Consider the following 15,631-nt stretch of genomic DNA (forward strand, 5'->3'; position numbering starts at 1 on the left):
AGGGGTGGGGAGGAATGGTCTGAGGGTTCTGCTTGGTGCGGGATGTACTTGAGGTAGTCGCTGACCGCAACTGAGTAGGAGATAGAGGATCATGCAGATTGCCGTTATCACTGGCGGGAGCTCCGGGATCGGGCAGGCCGCGGCGTACGAGGTCGCGAAGCGCGGGGTGGGGGTGATCCTCACGTATCACGGGAGCGCGGAGCGGGGGCTGGAGACGGCCGAGCGGATCGAGAAGGACGGCGGGACGGCGGTCGCGCTGCAGCTCGATGTGAGCAGCCAGGGAGCGCTCTCCGGTTTCCGGGAGGCGGTGTCGGCGGCGCTGCGGGAGCGGTGGGGCCGGGACTCGTTCGACTTCCTGGTGAACAACGCGGGCGTCGGGCAGGGGCCGGTGCCGTTCGAGGAGACGAGCGAGGAGCTGTTCGACCAGATGGTCGGCGTCCACCTGAAGGGGCCGTACTTCCTCACCCAAAGTCTGCTCCCGCTGATGACGGACGGCGGCGCGGTCGTGTTCACCACCAGTTCGGCCGGGTTGCTGAGCTCGCAGCCGTCGCCCGGGTACTCGGTCTACGGGAGCGTGAAGGGCGCGCAGGTGGTGCTGACGCGGTATCTGGCCAAGGAGCTGAGCGCACGCGGCATCCGCGTGAACGCCGTCGCCCCCGGAGTCACCCGCACCCGCCTCGGCGGCGACGCCTTCGCTCAGCACCCCGAGCTGATCCCGCCCGTCGCGGCCGCCACGGCCCTCGGCCGCATCGGCGAGTCCGAGGACGTCGCCGCGATCATCGCCTTCCTGCTCTCCCCCGAAGCCGGCTGGCTGACCGCGCAGACGCTGGAAGCCTCCGGCGGCTACGGCCTCTGACCCAACAACGTGCCGCCGGGGCCGATCCACCCCGGCAGCACCCCCACTCACTCCAGCCAGGTATCCCCCCAAGCCACTTTCCGCGCCGCGCGATAACCCGGCGCGGATTTGGCGATCACCGACCGCTGGTGCGCACCATCCGGCGTACAGAGGTCGAGCACAACCCGGCCCTTGGGCCTCGCCGGTCTGCGGAGGATGCGAGCGACGGCGTCCCTCCTCGGCGCCCGCGTCGCGACCAGATAGCTGAACTTCTCGTCCTCGAAGTTCCGCGTCGCCTCCTTCAGTCGCCGGTGCAACTCGGTCCTCGGTAGCCGGACCGCGAAGTGGCACCAGTCCGGCCCGCTGAGCGGGCAAGCCAGCTGATGCGCGCACGGCGCAGCGATCGTGAAGCCGTGCCCGATCAGCCGATCACGGGCCTCCAGCAGTACGCCATGACTTCGCGGCGTCCCCGGCTCGACGAGGACGACGGCCGTCGCAGCAGCCGCGGCCAGATCGAGGACGGTACGCCGGGTGTCGGCCGCCAACTCGTTCAGCACGTAGGCCGCGGTGATCAGATCCACCGGGCCGGAGCCCGTCCACTGACGTAGATCGCCAGCCGTCCAAACCGCCTGGACGACTGAGCCCTTCACCAGCCGTCGGCCGAGGTGGATCGCGGCGGGCACACGTTCGAGAACCTCGGTGCGCACAGTCGGCCAGATCGACTGCGCCGCCCAGGCCGCGGCCCCGGTACCACCACCTAGATCCAGGTGGGTCGAGACGCGGCCGACGCGGTGAGCGGCGACCCGGAGAGCGCTCTCGGTGGCCTGATAGGTCGCCGGCATCCGGACGGCGGCGTACGCGAGGCAGTCGAGGTCGTCGCGAAGCGCCGGGTCACCCTCGGCGAAGGTAGCTTCTCGGTAGCGGGTGGACAGATCCGCGAAGCGGGCCCGAAGTACGTCGTGGTCGACGCCTCTCAGGGCGTGCAGCAGTGCAGTAGGTAGTGCGGAGGACATGCAGAGACTCCGGTTCGGTCGGCACGGGTGCGCCAGGGCGCACGAAACGCGCGGCCTGGGCCGCGACGCGCCAACCGGTCCTGAGGTTCAGGCCGTCAGTGGACGGCCGGGCAGGAGGAGTTGGCACGGAACCGAGTCGCCATGCAAACCATGAGTCACCTCCTGGGACGCCGCCCTCACGGCAGCTCAGCACGCACTTTAGTCAGCCGGCCGCACCTGCGCTCGGAATTTGTGGGGCCGGAGTGCAACCGATCGGGTGGGCCGATTGTCGTGGGGGTGACAAACGAACTCGGAGGGGCTGATGGACGACGAACGGCTGCGGGAGCTGTACGAGGGCTGCTACGGGCGGCTGATCGGGCAACTGTTTGCTGTTTGCGGCGATCTCGCTGAGGCGGAGGACGTCGTCCAGGAGGCCTTTGTGCAGGGGCTGACCAAACGGCGCCAGCTCGGGCAGGTGGACAACCCGGAGGCCTGGCTGCGGACAATCGCGCTCAACGTGGCCCGGAACAGGTTCCGCCGAACTGTGCGGCTCCGGCAGTTGTTGCGGCTTCAGCCACGGCCGGTGACGCTGCCTGGGCTGTCGCCGGACCGGATCGCCCTGGTCGACGCCTTGCGGCGGCTGCCGCTGGACCAGCGTGAGGCGATCGCGTTGCGGCACATCGCGGACCTGTCGGTCCGCGAGATCGCCGAGACCCTCGGCATCCCGGAGGGCACCGTGAAGGCTCGGCTCAGCCGCGGCCGGCAGCGCCTGGCACCCCTCGTCCACGAGTTCGTCGACGACCCCCAGACGGAGGAACACCATGTCTGAGCTGAAAGATCTCGCCTGGCAGGCGCAGAGCCAGTCTCCGCCGCCGGAACTCGAGACGCTCCTCGCCCGCAGCCGGGCCCGTGTCCGCCGGCGCCGGTTCGTCGCCGTCGCGGCGAGCCTGGCGGCGATCGCCGTACCGGCTGTCGTGGTGCTGAGCCAGCAGGAGCGCGACGTCACGCCGGACCCGGCGACCCTCGCCGTCCGCCCGCGCAGCGGCCATGAGCTGGCGCACTCACCGGATGCGCAGCTGGTCAGCGTCCTGCCGCTGGCCGGCGGGAACTGGGTCGCCCTGTGGAACCGCTGCCGCGCGCAGGACCCGGAGGAGGCGCCGGTCTGCTGGTCGACGATGGCGTTCAAGTCGGCGTCCGGTGTCGAGTTCACCGAACCTGCGGACGACTTCCCTGTACTCGAGCCGCACGGCGACCTGACCTACGGCTTCCGCAACGTGCACGACGACGTGAAGAACCGGCGGCTGATCATCTTCGAGAATGGGCGGCCGATCGAGCGTCCGCTGACCGTCTCGGGGACGACGACCGCGGTCGGCGACGGGCTGATCCTCAACCTGGCCGGCAAGCTCGTGGTGGTCGACCCACGGACCGGCCGCGCGCAAGGGCTGGTACTGCCCGCGGACCTGGGTAGCCCGAATCGCTATCGGCACGACTCGACCGGCCGCTGGTGGCTGGTCAAGAACCGGAAGCTCGCCTGGACGGCGGACGGCCGGACCTGGACCCGGGAGTCGATCGCCACCAAGCAATCCTGGACAGACGCGTCCAGCCTCGACGGCCGCACCATCCTCCTGCACAACCACGACGACCCGTACAAGGGGACCGGCAGCTATCAGCGCTCCCGGGACAGCGGCAAGACCTGGGAGACGATTCAGGATCCGAACAAGTGGGTGCTCCAGTTCGAAGCCGTGTTCAACGACGGAACCGGACTGGTCACGGACATCACGCTCCGCAACGCCATCACGACCGGCTTGTACCGAATCGCCGCGGACGGCGCGATCGGCGCCGAGTCGCAGACGCAGTACGCGCTGGGATCGATCGAAAGCCACGGCGACACCCTGGTCGGCTTGGTCGAAGGGCCTGCCATCACCTCCCCGAGCCCGGTGCCCACCGGCACCCCGACTCCCCTGCCGCCGACGCCCGAGCCGATCCGTAAGGTCGCCCTCAGCACCAACCGCGGCGTCGACTGGCAACTGTTCGAACCGCGCTGAGCCGGCTCATCGCCCCTCGATCGTGCACACACAGGCCCGATTGCCCTGAGCGTCCGCCACGACGGTGAACGACGGCTCGGTGTCGTCGGTGACGACGCCGCCGGCGGCCAGGACGGCGGCGATCCGGGCGGGTGCCAAGGCGATCGGCAGCCAGATGTCGAAGTGGAAGCGCTGGCGGGGCGCCTCGTGGGGTGTCGTCTGCTGGAACCACAGGTTCGGGGCGCAGTTGGTCGGGTCGACGACCTCGCCGTCGCGGTAGTTGGCCGCATCGCCGGTGAGCAGGGCGGCCCAGAACGGGCCGATCTGATCGGCGTCCGCCGTGTCGAGGCCGAGCTCGCTCTGGAAGATGCCGGTGGGGTCGGGGCGTAGGCCGCGCTCGGCCGCTAGCGCGCTGATCTGCCGGGCGACGTCGACATCGAGCTGCGTGACCGACGGCCAACTCTGTTCGGCGCCGTCCGCGTCGCGATGGACGGCGCCCGGCGTGACGAGCCGGACGTCGACGAACGTCGCGGTCACCCGGACGTCGAGCTCGTGGGCGCCCGCGAGCTTGCCCGCGGCTTGGGCGAAGCCGACACCGGCCGCGAATGAGCTGGCCAGGAACCGGGCATGCAGGGCCTGGGCGAGTTTGCTCCAGTCACTCAGTCCAGCCGCCTGAATCTCCTGCACCGTCAACATTTTCATGTCGGACTCCCCACTGTTTCGCTTGTCAGCAGGCTAGAACGAGCCACCGACACTCTGTGCGCGCACCCGGTACCCGTCATCCGTGGTAGATCTTCTGACGGCCCGCCCGCCCACCGTGATCGGAGCAGCATGTACCGACGGCTCGTCCTGAAGTTGTCCGGACAGGCGATCGCCGGAGGTGACGACTTCGGCTTCGACAGCGCGCGGCTGACCCACCTGGCCAACGAAGTGATCGCGTTACGCGCCACCGGCGTCCAGGTCGCGGTCATCGTCGGCGGCGGGAACGTGTTCCGCGGCAACCGCGCCGAGGACTGGGGGATCGACCGGGTCGAGGCCGACAACATCGGCATGCTCGGCACCGTGATCAACGCCGTCCTGTTGCGCGGCCGCCTGGCGGCGCTCGGCGCGCACGGCGTCCGGCTGATGACCGCCGTCCCGATCAACAACCTCGCCGAGCCCTACATCCGGCTGCGCGCGCTCCGGCACCTGGAGAAGGGCTCGATCATCGTCCTTGCCGGCGGCAACGGTCAGCCGTTCACGACCACCGACTACCCCGCCGTCCAGCGCGCCGTCGAGCTCGAGGCCGACGCGCTGCTCGTCGCCAAGAACGGCACCGACGGCGTGTACGACGCCGACCCGAACAAATCCCCCGGCGCGAAACGCTTCGACCGCCTCGGCTACCAGGAGGTGATCGACCGCGGCCTCGGCGTCATGGACCAGTCCGCCTTCATCCTCGCCCGCGACCACCGCCTCCCCCTGCACGTCTTCGACATCGACCGCCCCTCCGCCGCCGCAGCCATCAGCACCGGCGCCCCCATCGGCACCCTCATCAACTAACCACCTCCCGGCGAACGCGCCCGACATACGCCGCGAACCAACCGCCGCCGGCCGCATGCCGCGACCACACGATCCGGTACCGCGACAACGGCCGGGCCAGGTCCGGCGCCAGCCCCGGTCCGTACGCCCTCAGGCCGGGACCTCGATCGGCACGCTCATCAACTGACCAGCTCCCGGCGGATGCGCTCGACGTGTGGTGCGAACCAGGCGCCGCCGGCCGCATGCTCCGAGTGAAGCGCGCTCAACGACCACACGAGCCGGTACCGCGACAATGTCCGGGCGAGGTCGAGTGTGGGGTGTAGCCCGTACGCGGTCAGGACGGTGGCGGGGTCTGCGGTCATCGTCAGCCGGGCCAGGTCGTAGAGCGGGTCGCCGTAGCAGGCGTCGCCCCAGTCGAGGATCGCGGTCAGCCGGCCGTCGGCGGCGTACAGGTGGCGGGTGTGCAGATCGGCGTGCAGCAAGGACGGCGGCGCTGCGGCGACCTCGTCGACGAACGGCCGCAATAGCTGTCGGAGTTGGTCGATCAGGGCGGTGCCGAGGTGGTCGACCAGCACGTCCAGTTCGTCGATGAGCAGGTCGAGGCGGCCTGGCCAATCGGCGTTCGGGGCTTGCAGTTCGTGCAGGCGGCGGAGGTGCCGGACTGCCTGGGCGAGTACGCCGGGGGCGTCGGACGGCGCGCCTGCCACCTCGGCGGTGAGCAGGTACTGCCCCGTGACCGCGAGGACGACCGGCACCGGTACGCCGATCCCCCGGGCCCGTTCGATCGCTGGGCTTCGGCGGCGATCGCCGGGCCGGATTTCAGGTAGGCGATCTGGCCGGCGGCCGCACGTAATCGGTAGGTCTGGTTGCCGGCGAAACCTTGGACGGGGTCGATGGCGTCGATCGGGCCGAGGACGGCGGCGGCGTACGACGTGGCCTCGGTCAGGAGCACAGGACTCCGTGGACGACGGTTGCGTCGAGGTCTTCGTCGGTGGTGATCTCGGCGGTGAAGCCTTGGGTGGTGAGGATGGCGTGGGCTTGGGGGGCTTGGCGGGTGCTGGTTTCGGTGAAGAGTTGGCCGCCGGGGGTCAGCCAGGTGGGGGCTTGGGCGGCGACGCGGCGGAGGAGGGTGAGGCCGTCGGGGCCGCCGTCGAGGGTGAGGTGGGGTTCGTGGAGGCGGGCTTCGGGTGGGAGGAGGGCGATTTCGGCGGTGGGGACGTAGGGGACGTTGGCGATCAGGACGTCGATGTGGCCGCGGAGCTTGGCGGGGAGGGCGTCGTACAGGTCGCCCTGGTGGACGTGGGCGCCGTACGGGGTGAGGTTTCGTCGGGCGCAGGCGACTGCGGTTGGGTCGAGGTCGGCAGCGTGCAGGGTGATCTGGCGCTCGGCGGCGATCGCTGCACCCAGGGCACCGGAACCGCAGGCGAGGTCGACGACGACGCCGCCGGGTGCGGTCACCCGGAGCGCTTCGGCGACGAGGAATTCAGTACGCCGGCGCGGGATGAAGACGCCGGGGTCGACGGCGATCCGCAGGCCGCGGAAGGCCGCCCACCCCAGCACGTACTCCAACGGTTCACCGGCCACCCGCCGTTCAACCATCGCCTCGAGCTCGGCCGCATCCCGCGCGGTCTCGGCGAGCAGCGCAGCCTCGTCCTCGGCGAACACGCATCCCGCAGCGCGCAGCCGATCAACGACTTCAGACAACGGGCCCCTTTCGGGAGGAAGGGAAAGACGAAGGAGCGCGAGGTGGGCGCCGGCTCCGGGGCTGAGCTTAGTCGCGCCGGAGCCGCCCGCCAGGCGGCGGGCGGCTCGGAGTGACGGGCACGCATGCCGGGCGGGCGACGGCGGCTCGGGGGCCGGTACGCATGCCGCGGTGGGCGGCGGTCGTGTGGCTCGGGTCAGGCGAAGGCGTTCTCGCCTGTTAGGTCGGCCGAAACCGACCAGAGGCGGGCGGCTGCGGTGGGGTTGATGGCGTAGGGGCGGACGCCGGGGGTGTCGTCGGTGGAGGGGTGGGCGATTTCGCAGTCTTCGAGGAAGACGCCGCCGTGGCCTTCGAGCTTTGGGGAGGTGGCGGCCCAGACTTGGGTGGCGGCGCCTTGTTCGGGGGATTTGAAGGCGGGGTTGATCGGGTTGCCGTCGGCATCGATCCAGCCGAAGCCGACCATCTCGTCGCGGGCGAGGTGGCGCTGCAGCGGGGTGAGGATGCCGCCGGGATGCAGGGCGAACGCGCGGACGCCGGAGTCCTTGCCGAGGGCATCGAGGTGGACGGCGAACAGGATGTTGGCCGTCTTCGCCTGGCCGTAGGCCGCCCATTTGTCGTAGCCCTGCCGGAACTCCAGGTCGTCCCAGCGGATGTCCGAACGCCGGTGCCCACTCGACGACACCGAGATCACCCGGCCGCCGCCGTCGGCGACGAGGGCCTGCCAGAGCCGGTTGATCAGCGTGAAGTGGCCGAGGTGGTTGGTCGCGAACTGCGCCTCCCAGCCCGGGCCGACCCGGGTCTCCGGCGTGGCCATGATCCCGGCGTTGTCGATGACGAAGTCGACGCTGCGCCCGGAGGCGAGGAACCGGTCCGCGAACGCCCGCACACTCGCGAGATCACCGAGATCCAGCTCGTCGAGCTCCACGCCGGAGATCCCGGAGAGCGCTCCCTCGGCCGTTTCCCGCCGCCGGGCCGGGACGACGACGTGCGCGCCGGCCTTGGTCAGGGCGCGGGTGGTCTCCAGGCCGAGGCCGGAGTAGCCGCCGGTGACGATCGCGAGTTTGCCGGTCAGGTCGATCCCGTCCAGGACGTCGTCCGCGGTGCTGTCGGCGCCGAAACCGGAGCCGATCGGTTGCTGTGCAGTCATGACTCGAACCTATGAGCTAGAGCCCGCTCTAGGTCAAGGCGACCGTCAGGCGCTGCAACGCCGGGTTCGGATTGTCGGGGCTCCAGCAGGCGTGCAGCGTCACCGAGTGCGCGTCAGCCGGATCCAGTTCACGATAGGCGACGCCCTCGACGCGCATCGCCTTGATCGACCGCGGGATCAGCGCGCAACCGAGACCCGCGCGGACCAGCGCCAGCATGGTCGGCACCTGGGAGGCGAGCTGACTGACGGCGTACCGATCCATCCCGATCATCGCGGCGCAGATGTCGTGCAGGTACTGCGATCCCTCGGGGCTGTAGCCGATGTAGTCGTCGGTGGCGTCCGCGAGCGTGACCGGCGCGGAGCCGACCGCGAGCCGATGACTCGTCGGGACGGCGAGCACCAGGTCTTCGGAGTGGACGAGCACGGACGCGAACTGCTCCGGGATCGGCGGCCGGACCAGGCCGATGTCGATCTCCAGCTTCGCCAGCGCGTCGAACTGGGCCGGGCTGACCAGCTCGGTGAGCTCCGCGGTCACGGCGGGCGCGTGCTTCCCGACCGTGGTCAGGAATTCGGCGAGGACGGCGTACGCGCCGATCGCCGTGAACGCGATCCGCAAGGTTCCGGTGTGGCCGTCGGCCGCCCGGCGGGCCGCCTCGGGGGCGACTTCGAGCAGGGCGAGGACGCGGCGGGAGTGTTCGAGGAACGCGCTGCCGGCCGCGGTGAGCCGGACGCCGCGCCCGGTCCGGTCGAACAGGCGGACGTCGAGAGAGCGCTCCAGGCCCTGGATCTGCCGCGTCAGCGGCGGCTGGGTCAGATTCAGGCGCTGGGCGGCGCGGCCGTAGTGCAGTTCTTCCGCGACGGCGACGAAGCCGCGGAGTTGCTGGAGCGAGAGATCCATACCGGCACGGTATCGGTTCATGCGAAATCGGGCTTGGACCTGCATAACGGAAAGCGCCTACCGTCGGAGCACCGACGAGTTGAGGGAGTTACCCGGTGCCGGATTCCAGGCTGAAACTTGCTGCGCTGATGTCGCCCGCGCGGGCCGCCGATGTGGTGGACGCCGCGACGCGACGACTGCTCGACGACCGGTTCGAGGTGGTGTGGGCGACCGAGCAGCACCTCCGCGGCGCCGACTCCCCCGCCAAACCGGCCGCACTCGACCCCGCGGCGCTCGCCGAGCTCAGCCTGGGCGCCGACGTCCTTCTGACCAGCTGGGGTACGCCGACGCTCGGCAAGGAGCTGTGGTCGGACGGCGCCGGGCCGAAGGTGGTCGCGCACGCGGCCGGCACAGTGAAGAACCTGATCGACCCGTCGATCCTCGAACAGGGTGTCGGGGTGTTCTCGGCCGGGCCGCGGATCGCCTGGTCGGTCGGCGAGTACTGCCTGGCGGCGATGCTCACGCTGGCTCGGCGGCTCCCCCGGTTCGACGGCGCGATCCGGGCGGGTGGGTGGAAGCAGAGCGCGTTCCGCGGGCACGAGCTGGCCGGCGCCAAGGTCGGGATCGTCGGCGCCAGCAGCACGGCGCGAGCGCTGATCACGCTGCTCAAGCCGTTCGGCTGCGACGTCGTCGTCTACGACCCGTACTTGAGCGCAGAGCGGGCCGCCGAGCTCGGCGTCCGGACGGCGTCGCTCGGAGAGACCGCAGAGAGCGCTTTCTTGACGATCCACGTGCCGAACATGCCCGAGACCAAAGGCATGATCACCCGCGAGCTGATCGCCGCCATCCCCGACGGCGCCGTCGTCGTCAACTCCTCCCGCGGTCCCGCGGTCGACCAGCAAGCGCTCCTCGAGCACACCCTCAGCGGCCGCCTCTACGCCGCCCTCGACGTCTACGACCCCGAACCCCCGACCTTCGAAGAGAGCGTTCTCCGCGCCGAGAACCTCCTCCTCACCCCGCACATCGCCGGCGACACCACCGAAGGCCACCTCGCCCTCGCGGGCTACGTGCTCCGCGACGCCCTCCACTGGCTCGCCGACGGCACCCGAGGCCCCAGCTTCGTCGACCCGGCCACCTGGTCCATCGCCGCCTGAAAGGACGACCCATGTCTGAAGGTACGGACAGACTGCCAGGCGGCGAGGCTGCCGAGAGCGACGCTCCCCCGCCGACCAGGGCGACGACCGGCGCGAGCCGGGCTGGGGGTGGGGCGGAACAGCACGGCGAAAGCGCGCACAGCGCGAGCCGCGCCGAGGGTGCCACCGCTGAGCCTGACACCAGTAGGGCTGGGGGTGGGGTGGAGCAGCGCCGCGAGGCTGCGCCTGGTGCGGGTTGGGTGGGGCGCGGGGCGGCGGGGCGGAGCGCGGGTGGTGCGCATGGCGCGGGGCGTGGGGGCAGCGCGGATGCCGCGCGGGTGCGAAGTGTGCGGACGGGTGGAGGTGGGGCGCGGATCAGGTCTGTGGAGGCTTTTGCGGTTGCGGTGCCGTTTGCGAGGCGGTTTGTGTTGGGGAGTGGGGCTGTTGGGGCGCCGGATGCGAGACCTGATCAAGCGGCGGCAGTTGTGTTCGTGAAGCTGACGACTGAGGACGGGGTTGTCGGGTGGGGAGAGCAGAGAGCGCTTCCTAGTTGGAGCTACGAGACCGCCGAGACGATGGCTGTGGTGATCGAGCGGCATTTGCGGCCGATCCTGCTGGAATTGACGCCATTTGATGTGGAGCTGTTTCATCAGCGGGCGGCGAAGCGGTTGAGTCCGGCGGTGTCGAACGGGTTTCCGTTCGCGCGGGCCGCGGTGGATGTGGCGATGCACGACGCGGCGGGCAAGTTGGCCGGGGTGCCGGTACATGCGCTGCTCGGCGGGAAGACGACCGATGAGATCGCGCTGTGTTCGGCGATCGGGGTCGGGGACCCGGAGACCGTGCGCGAGCATGCCGCGCAGTCGGCCGACTATGCGGCGTACAAGGTGAAGATCGGCGGTGATCCGGACGCCGATGCGGCCGCGATCCGCACGGTGGCCGAGGTGGCCGGCGGTAAGCCGATCTGGCTCGACGCCAACCAGTCGTACCGGCCGAGCGCGCTCCGGCAACTGCTCGACCGAACCAGCGACATCCGGACGATTCATTGCGTCGAGCAACCAGTGCCGAGTACGGACACGCTCGCGATGCAGCGGCTGCGCGGGTTGATCGACCTGCCGATCGCGATCGACGAAGGCAGCTTCTCGGCGCAGGACCTGGCGCGGGTGATCCGGCTGGACGCCGCCGACCTCGTCGTGGTCAAGATCTGCAAATCCGGCGGACTGCGGAACGCGCTCAAGACCGCCCAGACAGCGCTCTCCGGCGGTCTCGAGATTCTCGCCAGCGGGCTGACCGACTGCGGGATCGCCTTCGCCGCCGCCCTGCACGTGTTCAGCCAGCTCGAGCTCGCGCTCCCCGCCGAGCTCAACGGTCCCGAGCTGCTGGCCGACCTGTACGTCGAGGGACTCGATATCACCAAGGCCGTCGCAACGGTCCCCACCGCCCCAGGCCTGGGCGTTCAGGTCGACGAGGAGCGCATCCGCGCCGAGTCGATCGACCTCGCCTTCCACTGAAGTGACACCGAGGAGAGCCATGCCAGCAAAGCTGTCCCGCCGCAGCTTTCTCCAACTCACCGGACTGGCCGGCCTGGGGGCGGCCGTCACCGGTTGCTCGAACGGCCCACCGGCCGGGTCCGCGACCTGGGCGATGTGGTCGAGCAGCGCGGCCGAGAAGCAGGTCTGGGACGACTTCAGCACGTACGTCGAGCAGCAGCTCGGCGTGGAGTCGTTCCCGACCCTGACGCCGTCCAGCGGCTACCCGACCAAACTCGACCTGCAGCTGGTCAGCGGCACCGCGAGCCTGGTCACCGCGCTCAACGGCACCCTGATCCCGACGTACGCCGCCCGCGGCGCGCACCGGCCGCTGGACGACCTGATCGCCGCCGACCCGGATTTCGACCTCGACGACTTCTACCCGACCAGCCGCCGGCTCTCCAGCTTCAACGGCAAGACCTACGCGATCGGCTTCGACGTCGCCCCGACCGTCCTCTACTACAACAAGACACTGCTCCAGAAACACGGGATCGCGCTCCCTTCCAGAACCGACCCGATGCCCTGGGCAACCTTCCGCGACCTCGCCAAAGAGCTGACCGGTCCCGGCCAGTACGGCTTCACCTGCGCGCCCGCGATCGACGACCTGGTCTCCTGGATCTACTGCGCCGGCGGCAACGTGATGAACGACGCCGCCGATCGCAGCACCCTCGGCGACCCCGCGGCGCTGGCGGCGATCCAGTTCGTCATCGACCTGTTCGTCAAGGACAAGGTGACCCCGCCGATCAAGAACCTGGTCACCGAGAGCTCGCTGTCCAACTTTCTCCAGGGCAACGTCGCGTTCATGCAGAACGGGCCGTGGCAGGTTGTCAACGTCCGCAAGGCCAAGTTCGACTGGGACGTGGTCCCGTTCCCGGCCGGCGCGGCCGGCTCCACACCGCGGGTGTCCGGCTCCAGCTTCGCGATTCCATCGGGGGTGCGCGACGGAGCCCAGCTCCAGCTCGCGTGGAAGCTGCTCAAGACGCTCACCAGCACCGGCGCGCTCGACATCTACGCCAAAGCCGGCCGCAACAACCCGGCCCGGCTCAGCGCCGGGAGCGCGTTCCAGCCGCCACCCGACAACCTCGGCATCGTGCAGGACATCCTGGCCGGCAAGGTCGCCGGCGGGCACACCTTCGACGTGACCACGAACTGGAACCAGGTCAAGCAGCTGCTCGGTCAGGATCTCCCCCGGACGTTCCTCGGCCAGGTCCCGGTCGCCGAGGCGATCAACGGCCTCACCCCGCGCCTCGACGTCCTGATGAGCCAGCACCAGGACAACGTCCGCCAAGCCACCGCCCGGAAGGGGTGACGACCATGGCCATCGACACCGCCGAACGCACGGCGACCAAGACCACCGCCCCGCAGCAGCCGGCCCCGCGTTGGCGCAACCGCGAATCACTCACCGCCTGGCTGTTCATCCTGCCCAGCCTGATCGGCTTCCTGATCTTCACCGCCGGCCCAGTGGTCGCCGCCGGCGTCATCTCCCTGCTGAACTGGAACCTGTTCAGCCCGCCGCAATGGGCCGGTCTGCGCAACTTCGCCCGCCTCGGCCCGGACCCGACGTTCTGGTCCGCGCTCGGCAACACGGCGTACTTCACGCTCCTCAGCGTCCCGCTCACGATCGTCGTCAGTCTCGCCCTGGCCCTGCTGCTGAACCAGGGCCTGAGACGGGTCGCCGTCTTCCGCTCGCTCCTGCTGTTGCCGTACGCAACGATCACGGTGGCGGTCGCCTTCGTCTGGATCTGGCTCTACATCCCGCACGACGGCCTGGTGAACGCCGTGCTCGGGCTGATCGGCATCGACGGGCCGGCCTGGCTGATCTCCGACGGGTGGGCGATGCCCGCGCTGATCCTGATGAGCGTCTGGAAGAGTTTCGGCTTCGGCATGGTGGTCTTCCTGGCCGGCCTGCAGGCCATTCCGCAACAGCTCTACGAGGCGGCCCGCGTCGACGGCACCTCGCCGTGGCAGACCTTCCGCAACATCACGCTGCCGATGCTCTCCCCCGCGCTGTTCTTCGTGATCGTGACGTCGATCATCGGCTCGTTCCAGGTCTTCGACCAGGCCCTGATCATGACCAACGGCGGCCCGGGCACCCGGACGACGACGCTCGTCATGTACATCTACCGGACCGGCTTCGAGAACTACGACCAGGGGTACGCCGCCGCCCAGTCGCTGGTGCTGTTCGGGTTCATCGTGCTGATCACCGCCGCGCAGTTCACCTTCCAGCGAAGGTTGGTGCACTATGACAACTAATCTGAAGCACAACCTGGTCGTCTTCACCTGCTTCGTCGTCACCGCGCTGACGCTGACCCCGGTCGTGATGATGGTGCTGGTCGCCTTCCAGTCCGACACCGAGTCGATGGCCGCGACGCCGTCGTTCTGGCCGAGCAGCTGGCACCCGGAAAACCTGACCCGCGCGTTCGACCTCGTTCCACTCGGCAAATACCTGCTCAACACGATCTATTTCGCGGCCGGGACGACGCTGCTCGAAACCATCACGGCCGCGCTCGCGGCGTACGCGTTCGCCCGGCTCGACTTCCCCGGGCGAAGCTGGCTGTTCGGCGTCTACCTGGCCACGCTGATGATCCCGTCCCAGGTGACGCTGATCCCGCAGTTCGTGCTGGTCGCCAAGCTGCACGGGATCGACACCTGGCCGGGCATGATCCTGCCGCACGCGTTCACCGCGATCGGCGTCTTCCTGCTCCGGCAGTTCTTCCTCGGCATCCCGCGGGACTACGAAGAGGCGGCCCGCCTGGACGGCGCCAATCGCTGGCAAGCCTTCGTCCGGGTGATCGTGCCGCTGGCGGTCCCGGTGATCGCGACCCTCGCGGTCTTCAAGTTCATCGGTCAGTGGAACAACCTGTTGTGGCCGCTGATCATCTCCAACAGCGATGCGACGCGGACGGCGTCCGTCGGGCTGCAGGTCTTCCAGGACACGAACGGAACGCAGTGGAACCTGCTGCTGATGGCCGCGACCGTCACCACCGTGCCGTTGATCGTCTTGTTCTTCCTGACGCAGCGCTGGTTCGTCCGAGGTATCACGATGAGTGGGCTGGGAGGCCGCTGAATGAGCTACTTGTGGTCCGTCTTCACCAAGCCGTGGGCCGAGCTGCCCGGGGCCGAGCTCGGCCGGCTGGTGGCCGGGCTCGGCTTCGCCGGCGCGGAGGTGCCGGTGCGGGATTCGGCGTACGTCACGACGGCGACCGTTGAGGCGGAGCTGCCGGCCTTCGCCAAGCAGCTGCGCGCCGAGGGGGTCGAGCCGATCAGCGTGGCGAGTGACCTGTCCGAGCCGGTCTTCGCGGCCTGCGCGGAAGCGGGGGTGCCGATGATCCGGATCATGGCGCCACTCGGCGCCGACAGCTACGCCGACGCCGTCCGGCGGAATCGCGCGCAGTTGGAGGCGGCCGTCGCGCTCACGGAGCGGTACGACGTCCAGGTCGGCGTACAGCCTCATCACGGCCGGTTCGTGACGTCGACGCTCGGCGTCCTGCAGCTGCTCGACGGGCTGCCGGACCGGTTCAAGCTGGTCTGGGACGCCGCCCACGACGCCCTCGCCGGTGACGATCCGGCCGTCACGATCGAGCTGGGCGCCGACCGCCTCGGCATCGTCAACCTGAAGAACGCGCGGTACGTCCGTGCCGACGACGGTTGGAAGACGCACTTCGGCCAGGGCGATGAAGGGCTGTCCGACTGGGACGCCGTCCACGCCGCGCTTACCCGGATCGGCTTCAGCGGGCCGGTCTGCCTGACCGGTCAGTACTCCGACCTCAGCACGCCTGTCGAGGAACGCGTCCGAAAAGATCTGCAGACGGCTGTCACATCCTGGGGCCGGCCTCCGTCGAGGGAGTGAACACCCCCTACGGAACCAGGAGCACCA

16 protein-coding genes are annotated in these 15,631 nt (G+C 69.6%); 10 read left to right on the top strand and 6 right to left on the bottom strand.

Features of this window, described 5'->3' with window-relative positions; translation table 11 throughout:
- The first annotated feature begins 91 nt into the window (after positions 1–91).
- Positions 92–856 carry an SDR family NAD(P)-dependent oxidoreductase gene (locus HPO96_RS11645; protein ID WP_171673371.1) on the top strand — a complete coding sequence of 255 codons (765 nt, stop codon included), beginning with the start codon at positions 92–94 and terminating at the stop codon, positions 854–856.
- 47 nt (positions 857–903) lie between these two features.
- Here the strand turns inward: HPO96_RS11645 and HPO96_RS11650 are convergent, their stop codons facing one another.
- Positions 904–1,848 (bottom strand): small ribosomal subunit Rsm22 family protein, encoded by a 945-nt coding sequence (locus HPO96_RS11650; protein ID WP_171673372.1) that lies wholly within the window; start codon positions 1,846–1,848, stop codon positions 904–906.
- Between the two features lie 301 nt (positions 1,849–2,149).
- Here HPO96_RS11650 and HPO96_RS11655 point away from each other — a divergent pair, with 301 nt between their 5' ends.
- Positions 2,150–2,656 (top strand): RNA polymerase sigma factor, encoded by a 507-nt coding sequence (locus tag HPO96_RS11655; protein WP_171673373.1) that lies wholly within the window; start codon positions 2,150–2,152, stop codon positions 2,654–2,656.
- Positions 2,649–3,872, top strand: a complete 1,224-nt coding sequence (locus HPO96_RS11660) for a hypothetical protein (protein WP_171673374.1) — start codon at positions 2,649–2,651, stop codon at positions 3,870–3,872. The genes HPO96_RS11655 and HPO96_RS11660 overlap by 8 nt, the downstream gene beginning before the upstream one ends.
- A 6-nt stretch (positions 3,873–3,878) precedes the next feature.
- Here HPO96_RS11660 and HPO96_RS11665 read toward each other — a convergent pair whose 3' ends face one another.
- Positions 3,879–4,553, bottom strand: a complete 675-nt coding sequence (locus HPO96_RS11665) for a VOC family protein (RefSeq protein ID WP_238354963.1) — start codon at positions 4,551–4,553, stop codon at positions 3,879–3,881.
- A 129-nt stretch (positions 4,554–4,682) separates the two neighbouring features.
- Between HPO96_RS11665 and pyrH the strand changes: the two genes are divergently transcribed.
- Complete coding sequence (pyrH, locus tag HPO96_RS11670; RefSeq protein WP_171673375.1) at positions 4,683–5,390, top strand: UMP kinase; 708 nt, start codon at positions 4,683–4,685, stop codon at positions 5,388–5,390.
- Between the two features lie 158 nt (positions 5,391–5,548).
- Here the strand turns inward: pyrH and HPO96_RS11675 are convergent, their stop codons facing one another.
- The 4 genes from HPO96_RS11675 to HPO96_RS11690 all read right to left on the bottom strand — a co-directional run bounded on the left by HPO96_RS11675 (position 5,549) and on the right by HPO96_RS11690 (position 9,116).
- Positions 5,549–6,223 carry a phosphotransferase family protein gene (locus HPO96_RS11675; protein WP_337796623.1) on the bottom strand — a complete coding sequence of 225 codons (675 nt, stop codon included), beginning with the start codon at positions 6,221–6,223 and terminating at the stop codon, positions 5,549–5,551.
- An 88-nt stretch (positions 6,224–6,311) separates the two neighbouring features.
- The gene (locus HPO96_RS11680; RefSeq protein ID WP_171673377.1) at positions 6,312–7,073 is read right to left on the bottom strand and encodes a putative protein N(5)-glutamine methyltransferase; all 762 of its coding nucleotides are present in this window, start codon (positions 7,071–7,073) and stop codon (positions 6,312–6,314) included.
- Positions 7,074–7,267: 194 nt separating this feature from the next.
- The gene (locus tag HPO96_RS11685; RefSeq protein ID WP_171673378.1) at positions 7,268–8,218 is read right to left on the bottom strand and encodes an SDR family NAD(P)-dependent oxidoreductase; all 951 of its coding nucleotides are present in this window, start codon (positions 8,216–8,218) and stop codon (positions 7,268–7,270) included.
- A 28-nt stretch (positions 8,219–8,246) separates the two neighbouring features.
- A complete protein-coding gene (locus tag HPO96_RS11690) occupies positions 8,247–9,116 on the bottom strand; it encodes a LysR family transcriptional regulator (RefSeq protein ID WP_171673379.1) in 870 nt (289 codons plus the stop codon).
- Positions 9,117–9,211: 95 nt separating this feature from the next.
- On the opposite strand from HPO96_RS11690, the gene HPO96_RS11695 reads away from it, so the two are divergent.
- From HPO96_RS11695 to HPO96_RS11720, 6 genes are all read left to right on the top strand, one after another.
- Positions 9,212–10,249, top strand: coding sequence for a hydroxyacid dehydrogenase (locus tag HPO96_RS11695; protein ID WP_337796590.1), 1,038 nt, complete (start codon positions 9,212–9,214; stop codon positions 10,247–10,249).
- Between the two features lie 404 nt (positions 10,250–10,653).
- Positions 10,654–11,736, top strand: coding sequence for a mandelate racemase/muconate lactonizing enzyme family protein (locus tag HPO96_RS11700; protein ID WP_337796591.1), 1,083 nt, complete (start codon positions 10,654–10,656; stop codon positions 11,734–11,736).
- A 19-nt stretch (positions 11,737–11,755) separates the two neighbouring features.
- Positions 11,756–13,063: an ABC transporter substrate-binding protein gene (locus HPO96_RS11705; RefSeq protein ID WP_171673381.1), complete on the top strand. Its 1,308-nt coding sequence runs from the start codon at positions 11,756–11,758 to the stop codon at positions 13,061–13,063.
- A gap of 5 nt (positions 13,064–13,068) precedes the next feature.
- Positions 13,069–14,007: a carbohydrate ABC transporter permease gene (locus HPO96_RS11710; protein WP_171673382.1), complete on the top strand. Its 939-nt coding sequence runs from the start codon at positions 13,069–13,071 to the stop codon at positions 14,005–14,007.
- Complete coding sequence (locus tag HPO96_RS11715; RefSeq protein ID WP_171673383.1) at positions 13,997–14,821, top strand: carbohydrate ABC transporter permease; 825 nt, start codon at positions 13,997–13,999, stop codon at positions 14,819–14,821. The genes HPO96_RS11710 and HPO96_RS11715 overlap by 11 nt, the downstream gene beginning before the upstream one ends.
- Positions 14,822–15,604: a sugar phosphate isomerase/epimerase family protein gene (locus HPO96_RS11720; protein ID WP_171673384.1), complete on the top strand. Its 783-nt coding sequence runs from the start codon at positions 14,822–14,824 to the stop codon at positions 15,602–15,604.
- Positions 15,605–15,631 lie beyond the last annotated feature (27 nt).

Origin of the sequence: Kribbella sandramycini (assembly GCF_013131805.1) — a bacterium.
GTDB lineage: Bacteria > Actinomycetota > Actinomycetes > Propionibacteriales > Kribbellaceae > Kribbella > Kribbella sandramycini.